This is a genomic window from Nitrospirota bacterium (assembly GCA_040756155.1).
GTDB lineage: Bacteria > Nitrospirota > Thermodesulfovibrionia > JACRGW01 > JBFLZU01 > JBFLZU01.
The window spans coordinates 3,636-12,172 of record JBFLZU010000094.1 but is presented as its reverse complement, the minus strand read 5'-3'; the positions used below and the strand labels follow the sequence as shown (position 1 = coordinate 12,172).

The following is an 8,537-nucleotide window of genomic DNA, read 5'->3' as shown; positions in this document are numbered from 1 at the left end:
GCCTTAAGGAATAATCTCGATATAGCTATTGAGCGTTATAATCCTGATGTCAGAGAGAAAGAGACAATGGTTGAAGAGGCGGTATTTGATCCTTCTCTTAGTCTTGAACTTACAAACAACGACTCAGTAACACGGAGGGCATCGAGGCTCACAGGGGTAGGTGATAAAGATATACAGAGGACTGTAGACTTAGATGTCAACTTTAAACAGAAACTCTTAACAGGTGCAACATATGAGTTAAAATTTACCAATGAGCGACTCAGAACGAATTCAACACAGGCAATTATCAATCCCTACTACAAATCTGATATTAGACTATCTATCACACAGCCTTTATTGAAAAACCTCGGAAGGGATGTGAATCTTTCGAGGATAATAATTTCTAAGAACAATGAGTCTATATCAGAAAATCAACTAAGAAGCAGGATTATCAATGTTATCTCTGATGTCCAGAGGGCTTACTGGGACCTCTTTCTCGCAAGAGAAGAGCTTGATGTAAGAAGGCTCTCACTAAGACTTGCGAAAGACCTTCTTGATAGAAACCGTGCAAAGGTAGAGGTAGGGATACTTGCTCCCATAGAGGTTATACAGGCAGAGGCTGGTGTGGCATCGAGAGAAGAGGGTGTTATCCTTGCTGAGAAAACAGTAGCCGATACAGAGGATAACCTTAAAAAAATCACAGGGCTGAAGAACAACTGGGATGTCTCCATCATACCGGTGGATAAGCCTTCTATCATAAAGGTAAAGGTTGAACCAAAAGAGATGTTTACTGCTGCGATAGAGAACCGCCCTGATTATATTCAGGCAAAGACCGAGATAATAAATAAAGGGATAAATAAAAGGCTATTTGAGAACCAGAAACTCCCCGACCTGAATCTCCTCGGCAGCATTGGGTTAAATGGGCTTGACAAAGATTACGGTTCAAATCTTGAAAGGGTTAAGACTACAGATTACTACGCATGGGAAGTCGGATTAAACCTCTCAATACCCATAGGAAACAGGGCTGCAAAGGGCAACTATATGAAGGCGAAAATCGAGGAGGAGAAGGCAAGGGTTGAACTTTCAAACATAGAACAGACCATAACTGTTGAGGTTAGAGAGGCGATAAGGGCGGTTGAGGCGGCGCTCAAGAGGATTGATGCTACGAGGTCTGCAAGAGTCCTTGCAGAGAAGAAACTCGATGCCGAAGAGAAGAAGTTTGCTGTAGGAATGTCCACAAGTCACGATATTCTTACCTTTCAGGAGGAACTTGCGACTGCGATAAGTAATGAAAAAAAAGCTGTGATAGATTATAATAAATCACTGGTAAACTTAGAGAGGGTGGCAGGTATAACACTAAAGAAGTTGAAAGTTGAAAGTTAAAAGTGAAAAACAGGAAAAACATTGAACCTTGAACTTTGAACCTGTCTGGGGGGGTAATGCGAAAGAAAGGTGTAATAATAACTATAATAATTATTATCTTATCTATAGGTGGAGTGATATGGTGGTATTACAGCAAAAAGGATAGTGCAGAGAAGAGTTACAGGACATCTAAGGTAGAAAGAGGTGAACTTACATCATCGGTCTCTGCGAGTGGGACGCTCAATGCAATAGTAACAGTACTTGTTGGGAGTCAGGTCTCAGGAACAATACAAAGTCTTTATGCTGATTTCAACTCTGTTGTAAAAAAGTGGCAGGTAATTGCAAGGCTCGACCCATCTACATTTTCAGCACAGGTAAATCAGGCAAAGGCTAATCTCGTGAATGCAGAGGCGAATCTTGAGAAGGCAAAGGTGGCGGTAGCAGATACAAAGAGGAATCTTGAGAGGGCGAAAGAACTGAGTGCAAAGGGGATAATCTCTCAGAGTGACCTTGATACAGCACAGACCAATTACGATTCTGCGGTGGCACAGGTGAATTCTGCGGTGGCACAGGTGGAACAGGCAAAAGCTGCGCTCAATCTTGCCGAGGTAAATCTCTCATATACAGTTATAAAGGCACCTGTTAACGGTATAGTTATATCGAGGAATGTTGATGTAGGGCAGACGGTTGCAGCGAGCCTTCAGGCACCCACACTCTTCACTATCGCACAGGACCTTACAAAGATGCAGATAGATACCAATGTGGACGAGGCAGATATAGGTAAGGTAAAAGATGAGATGGATGTTGAGTTTACAGTAGATTCTTATCCTGAGAAGGTTTTTGAAGGGAAGGTAATACAGGTGAGAAATGCCCCTATCGTTGTTCAGAATGTTGTGACATACGATGTAGTTGTCGGGGTGGATAATCCTGATCTGAGACTCAAGCCTGGTATGACAGCCAATGTCTCAATTATAATTGCACGGAAGGATAATGTTCTTAAGGTTCCTAATGCTGCACTCAGGTTCAGACCACCTAAGGGATCTTCTTCGCCTGAGAAAAAAGAATCAAGTGATAAAAGAGATAAGAAAGACAGAGCATGGCAGAAGGTATGGATGCTTGAGAAAGGGAAATTGAAGGCGATACCTGTCAGAATAGGTATCAGTAACGGTAGCTTCAGTGAGATATTAGAAGGCGATATAAAAGAAGGACAGGAGGTTGTGGTAGAAGGTGTTTTAGGCGTTAAGATGAAACCTTCACCAGCCGCTGGACACCCTCCGGGTGGCGTGCCACGCATGTTCAGATAGATATGAGAGATAGACTTATTGAGGTAAAAGACCTCATTAAGATATATATAATTGGTGAGATAGAGGTGCCTGCGCTTCAGGGTATAACCCTTAAAATTAACAAAGGTGAATTTGTGGCTATAATGGGGGCTTCAGGCTCTGGTAAGTCAACATTTATGAATATCATAGGTTGTCTCGACAGGCCTACAAGCGGTATCTATCTCTTAGAAGGTGCTGATATTGGTAATCTGGAAAGGGATGAGCGTGCCCAGATACGCAATAAAAAGATAGGTTTTGTATTTCAGGTCTTCAATCTCATTCCACGCACATCTGCACTTGAGAATGTTGAATTGCCGATGCTTTATAACGGGACACCTGCCAGGGAAAGAAAGGAAAAGGCATTAAAGGCACTACACGCAGTCGGACTTACAGGAAGGGAAGACCACAATCCAAGCCAGCTTTCCGGTGGACAGCAACAGAGAGTAGCAATTGCGAGGGCACTTGTGAATGAACCGGCGATAATCCTTGCCGATGAACCGACCGGTAATCTTGATTCAAAGACCAGTGCTGAGATAATGAAGATATTCGAGGTGTTAAACAGGGAACAGGGCATTACTATACTCCTTGTAACACATGAAGCCGATATTGCAGGGTATGCTGAAAGGGTTATATTTTTTAAAGATGGTAAAATTTTGAAAGATGGAAAGAGAGATGTTTTGCTTCACTCAACATGACACTTGGTAGGCCACAATGAATCTTTTAGCCAGTCTAAAGATTGCAATAAAGGCATTAAGGGTGAATAAGATGCGCTCTGCCCTCACGATGCTCGGGATAATTATCGGCGTTGGGGCAGTTATTGCTATGGTGGCTGTTGGCTCGGGTGCAAAGGCAAAGATAGCTGCACAGATAGCCAGTATAGGCTCTAACCTATTTATAATATTACCAGGTGCTACAACCGCAGGAGGACTCAGGTTCGGTGCAGGGACAGCACCAACACTTACCGTTGATGATGCAAAGGCGATAGCAGCCGAATGTCCTGCTGTTGAACGGTCAGCACCATCGCTTCCAGGAACAGCACAGATTGTTGCAGGTAATCAGAACTGGAGCACAATGGTGAGAGGAGAGACCCCTGATTTCTTCGAGGTAAGAGAATGGAATATTTTAAGAGGGAGATTAATTACAAATCAGGATGTGGAAGGGGCAACAAAAGTTGCTGTTCTTGGACAGACAGTTGTTGAAAACCTCTTCGGTGACATTGACCCTGTTGGTCAGATTATCAGGATAAAGAAAGTTCCATTTACTGTTGTTGGGGTATTACCGAGAAAAGGACAGTCTCCAATGGGAATGGATCAGGATGATATTGCAGTCGTTCCTGTTACGACTGCACAGAAAAAACTGTTCGGCACAGCATTTCTTGGTATGGTAAGGGTGATATTTGTTAAGGCAAAGGGTCCAGAATTTATGGATGAGGCAGGAAGACAGATAACAGAACTCCTCAGACAGAGACACAAGATAGGACCCAGAAAAGAGGATGACTTTACTGTTAGAAACCTTACAGAGGTTCTCTCAACAGCAGAGGAATCTGCAAAGGTTATGACACTTCTTTTAGGTGCGGTTGCGTCAGTTTCACTGATAGTTGGTGGTATAGGGATAATGAACATAATGCTCGTTTCGGTAACAGAGAGAACCAGGGAAATAGGCATAAGAATGGCTGTTGGTGCAAAGGGAAGCGATATAATGAAGCAGTTTTTAATCGAGGCTGTGGTTCTTGCTCTTATTGGTGGTAGTATTGGCATAATATCCGGCATCATTGGATCAAAACTGATTTCGTATTTTGCCGACTGGCCCACATTAATATCAATAGGTTCGCTATTTCTTGCGTTTGGATTCTCGGCTGCGGTTGGAGTATTTTTTGGATTCTATCCTGCCAGAAAAGCAGCCAACCTCGACCCGATAGAGGCGCTGAGATACGAGTGATGGACCCCTTAACCCATACACTCACAGGTGCGGTCTTATCTGCAGCAGGTTTTAAACAGAAGATGGGGAATATTGCGACTGTTACCCTGCTTGCTGCATCTATAGCACCTGATATTGATTACGCCGCCAGGCTCTGGGGAAGGGAGATATTCCTTAAATACCATCGTGGACCAACCCATTCGATCATAGGTATCGTGATTATTTCACTGATAATTGCTCTCATTGTGAGATATTTTACCTCATACCCAAGGCTTATGCCCCTTTTTATGCTCTCTCTGCTCGGCACATCGGTTCATGTCCTGATGGATATTACTACTGCTTACGGAACGAAGGTTTTTTACCCGTTCAGTGACCGCTGGTATGCATGGGATGTGGTATTTATCATTGACCTCTGGATGTATGTGGTTCTTTTCTCAGGATTACTTATGATCTGGAGATTTAAAAACCTCTCGATAACGATTGCATCTGCTGTCCTTATACTCATCATACTATACTGGGGAGTGAGGCTTGTTTCACACACAAAGGCAATTGATACGCTGATAAGAGAATACCCTGCATCGGTAAGTTATGGTGCATTCCCGAATCCTGCAAACCCATTCAGATGGCATGCAGTAGTGGAGAAAGACAATGTGTTTCTTAAGGGCAACATAGATGTGCTTTTGCCAGAAAGAGGTATTCTTTCAGCGTTAAAAAAATCAGATACCACAGAGATTATAGATGCTTCAAAAGAGGCAAGGGCTGTAAATATTTTTCTTGGTTTTGCAAGGTATCCGTATGTTACAACCGAGAAGACAGAAGATGGATTTGCGGTAAGGTGGAAAGACCTGAGGTTTGACTACCTTATTTCAAAGGGCAGACACTTTACAGCAGAGGCTGTTGTCTCTGATGATGGTAGAATACTCAGGGATGGATTCTGGTTCTGAGAGTTTCCAAAATACTAAAATTTCCTTGACAAATTATGGCATATTGTTATATTTTGCTTAGTTTTAAATTCTCAATGGTCCTGAAGATATTTCAACTTCAAGACCAAGATGAAGGGGGGTAGGGGATTGTATGCGTTAGGTACACATCTGCTTATAGAGTTGAGGGACTGCAACTCTAATACCATATCTGACATTAATGCTGTTCGTGAGACAATGGTATCCGCCGCAAAGAAAGCGAAAGCCACCATTATAGATGTGGCTTTTCATGAATTCAGTCCCTTTGGTATTAGCGGGATGGTCGTTATTGCCGAATCTCATCTATCCATCCATACCTGGCCTGAGTATGGTTATGCTGCTGTTGATATATTTACATGTGGCAATGCAATAAAACCAGAAGAGGCTGCATCCTATCTCATAGAGAAATTCGAGTGTAAGAACCCTTCTGTTGTTGAGATGAAGAGGGGAATACTCTCAATCTCTAATGAAAGACTCCCATATAAGGCAGAGAACTCTAAAGGATGTAAGTCCCAGAAGGTCTTGCGATCTTCCAGGAACCATACCATATTCTTGAGCAGATTATAAGGGATTATATTTAAGGATTTATTTAAATTACGTACCTAACTAAAGGTAGGTATGTACCCCTTAGTCTTGCGACAAGTTATCCCTTTTCTCTGCACATGGAGAAAGATAACATTCTCCTTGAAATTTGTTCTTCGATCTTTAAAGAAGGAAATGATGGAGGAGGGAAATATGAAAGAGGAAAGAATAGGTATTATAAGTCACTACTATACCCATCTGGAAGTAGCAGCAGTTGTCATGGAAGGTGAACTGGCAGTTGGAGATACTATTCACATCAAGGGGCATACCTCAAATTTTATCCAGAAAGTAGAGTCTATGCAGATTGAACATAAGAATGTAAACCATGTAAAAAAAGGTGATCATGTTGGTATTAGGGTAAAGGAGCACGCAAGGGAGCACGATGTAGTTTATAAAATAATGGAGGAGTGAAATATCTGTAATTCTGCTTTTTTGAGCCTGTAAATGGTGGACGGAGAAGAGTCACAGGTTTTTCTCTGAATATGATTTTACCCCGTTAGAATGCCCCGCTGCTTGCCCTGTTAGAAGTTCATTATTGAATGAGCCTCTATTATCATCACGACATGAACATCTACCAAAGAAAACTTCTAACTTGGCTTGCAGCGGGGATGAAAATAATTTTCCTTTTTGAGCGAACACGGGGTTAATGCCCCGTGTGAGCCTTCCCGTTAGAAGGCGGAGTCTTCTAACGGGGTTTACCGCTGGTGCGAGAGGGGGGAGTTGAACCCCCACGGTTTTACCCACTGGATCCTAAGTCCAGCGCGTCTGCCAGTTCCGCCACTCTCGCAGGTCAATAACTCTTTTCCTTACGGCTTTCTGGTGGTCAGGAAATTCGCCTCGTCATACTCCTCTGCTGCAAGGTCTTTAAGTCCAATATTATCATAAAAATCTCCAAGTAGGATATGTAGGACAGGCTCATCAGGGTCTGCAGCTAACGCTTCTATCAGTATATTCCTGCCTTCGGCATGAAATCCCCTTGATACCAGAATTCCATATTTTAACACAGCGATAGTAGATTTAGGAAAAGATCTGTAGTCTGGTTCGTTGAGAAAACTGAGTTCATCTTCTATGCCCTTTTTCTCTGAATCTGTTGCGATCTCAAACCAGGCATTCACTGGAGGGTAGCCTGCTGTCTCTATCTCCCAGAGATACCTGATTCCAGTGCTGAGCGGCTTTTCGTCTTTTGGATAAGCGATATGTGTTTTATATATTTTGACTTTTTCCCATATTTTTGTGTTCTCATGCATAAGCCTTATTGTGTAAGGAATCCTTGGAGTTCCGATCCACTCAAAGACAGACTGTATGGACACCTTAGTGTCCTTAGGGCTAATAATGGCAGGTGGTCGCTGGAGACCTCTCACGGCTAATGGTGCTGAGAGGACATCTTTCTTTTTACCTGCAAGAAAACCTGCTACTTCGCTTAATACAGCCTGAGCTTTCTGTGTTCTGCTACTTGGTGCCTTCTGCACCTTAACCTCATAGGGAGAATTCGTTGAACTTATCCTTACGATTTCCTCTCCACCCGAAAACATAATTACCACATTTGCATCCTTCGATACCCTTATGGTATCTCCTGCATTGAGCGATTGAAGTGGTAGTGCTGGCTTCCATTCTTTCCCCCTTGAATGCCTTATCTCTACAGCCCCATGCCCCAATTTTATCTCTGTGATGATTGCTGTGGTAGCCTCTGATATAGAATAAGAGATGACTGTCACAGCCATAAAGATCAATGATGCAAAAGCAAACCGCTTCATTGGTTACCCTCCTTATGTCTCAATCCCTTTAACTCATACACCCTCACAGGTTGCTGCCTCCCCTTTACATTTACCATACCCATGTCTCTTATTTCAACAAAGTCCTTTATGAGATTGTATGTGTCATCAGAAATAAGAATGGATGTTGAAAACTCCTTGTTTAAGCCCTCTATACGGGATGCCAGGTTGACTGCATCTCCCGTTACGGTATATTCTTTTCTTTTCCTTGAGCCGATATTTCCGGCAAAGACCTCTCCAGTATGAATACCGATACCTATACGGAGAGAAACAATTCCTTTCTCCTTCCATTGGCTGTTGAGTCTTTCGAGACCTTCCTGCATTTCAAGAGAGGTCCTGGCGGCACATATGGCATGATCAGCGTTATCAACAGGTGCTCCATATATCGCCATTACAGCGTCTCCAAGAAATTTGTTTATCATGCCTCCGTGTTTGAATACTGCATCAGTCATCATAGAAAAATATTCGTTCAGGAGATTAACAAGCAATTCCACATCTAAGTTCTCAGAGATGGTAGTAAATCCTCTTATATCAGAGAAAAGAACCGTAACAGTCCTTCGCTGTCCTTTAAGGGCTGATTCATCTCTGTATATCTTTTCGACGACTTCACTGCTCACATACTGGCTAAATGATTCTCTTATCTT

Annotated in this window: 10 protein-coding genes and 1 tRNA gene; 7 read left to right on the top strand and 4 right to left on the bottom strand. The window is 42.7% G+C overall.

The window, feature by feature from the left end; genetic code table 11:
• From AB1488_09050 to AB1488_09020, 7 genes are all read left to right on the top strand, one after another.
• A partial coding sequence (locus tag AB1488_09050; GenBank protein ID MEW6410235.1) for a TolC family protein occupies positions 1-1,362 on the top strand: 1,362 nt, incomplete at its 5' end.
• Between the two features lie 56 nt (positions 1,363-1,418).
• A complete protein-coding gene (locus tag AB1488_09045) occupies positions 1,419-2,645 on the top strand; it encodes an efflux RND transporter periplasmic adaptor subunit (GenBank protein MEW6410234.1) in 1,227 nt (408 codons plus the stop codon).
• 2 nt (positions 2,646-2,647) lie between these two features.
• Entirely contained in the window at positions 2,648-3,358 is a 711-nt protein-coding gene (locus AB1488_09040; GenBank protein MEW6410233.1) for an ABC transporter ATP-binding protein, read from the top strand.
• Between the two features lie 16 nt (positions 3,359-3,374).
• On the top strand, positions 3,375-4,601 hold the full coding sequence (locus tag AB1488_09035; GenBank protein ID MEW6410232.1) for an ABC transporter permease: 1,227 nt from the start codon (positions 3,375-3,377) through the stop codon (positions 4,599-4,601).
• A complete protein-coding gene (locus tag AB1488_09030) occupies positions 4,601-5,524 on the top strand; it encodes a metal-dependent hydrolase (protein ID MEW6410231.1) in 924 nt (307 codons plus the stop codon). The genes AB1488_09035 and AB1488_09030 overlap by 1 nt, the downstream gene beginning before the upstream one ends.
• Before the next feature lie 126 nt (positions 5,525-5,650).
• Entirely contained in the window at positions 5,651-6,106 is a 456-nt protein-coding gene (gene speD / locus AB1488_09025) for an adenosylmethionine decarboxylase (protein MEW6410230.1), read from the top strand.
• 168 nt (positions 6,107-6,274) lie between these two features.
• Complete coding sequence (locus AB1488_09020) at positions 6,275-6,532, top strand: translation elongation factor-like protein (protein ID MEW6410229.1); 258 nt, start codon at positions 6,275-6,277, stop codon at positions 6,530-6,532.
• A 51-nt stretch (positions 6,533-6,583) separates the two neighbouring features.
• Here AB1488_09020 and AB1488_09015 read toward each other — a convergent pair whose 3' ends face one another.
• From AB1488_09015 to AB1488_09000, 4 genes are all read right to left on the bottom strand, one after another.
• Positions 6,584-6,865 carry a hypothetical protein gene (locus AB1488_09015; GenBank protein MEW6410228.1) on the bottom strand — a complete coding sequence of 94 codons (282 nt, stop codon included), beginning with the start codon at positions 6,863-6,865 and terminating at the stop codon, positions 6,584-6,586.
• Positions 6,824-6,908: transfer RNA gene (locus AB1488_09010), tRNA-Leu, on the bottom strand. Before AB1488_09010 ends, AB1488_09015 begins: the two co-directional genes overlap by 42 nt.
• A 19-nt stretch (positions 6,909-6,927) precedes the next feature.
• Entirely contained in the window at positions 6,928-7,875 is a 948-nt protein-coding gene (locus AB1488_09005) for a hypothetical protein (protein MEW6410227.1), read from the bottom strand.
• On the bottom strand, positions 7,872-8,537 hold a 666-nt coding region (locus tag AB1488_09000), incomplete at its 5' end, for an adenylate/guanylate cyclase domain-containing protein (GenBank protein MEW6410226.1). The genes AB1488_09000 and AB1488_09005, both read right to left, overlap by 4 nt.

Bases quoted from the DNA above. Each gene is read 5' to 3' on its own strand.
- AB1488_09030 (MEW6410231.1), top strand. From the start codon at position 4,601: ATGGACCCCTTAACCCATACACTCACAGGTGCGGTCTTATCTGCAGCA.
- AB1488_09005 (MEW6410227.1), bottom strand. From the start codon at position 7,875: ATGAAGCGGTTTGCTTTTGCATCATTGATCTTTATGGCTGTGACAGTC.
- AB1488_09020 (MEW6410229.1), top strand. From the start codon at position 6,275: ATGAAAGAGGAAAGAATAGGTATTATAAGTCACTACTATACCCATCTG.
- AB1488_09045 (MEW6410234.1), top strand. From the start codon at position 1,419: ATGCGAAAGAAAGGTGTAATAATAACTATAATAATTATTATCTTATCT.
- AB1488_09035 (MEW6410232.1), top strand. From the start codon at position 3,375: ATGAATCTTTTAGCCAGTCTAAAGATTGCAATAAAGGCATTAAGGGTG.
- AB1488_09040 (MEW6410233.1), top strand. From the start codon at position 2,648: ATGAGAGATAGACTTATTGAGGTAAAAGACCTCATTAAGATATATATA.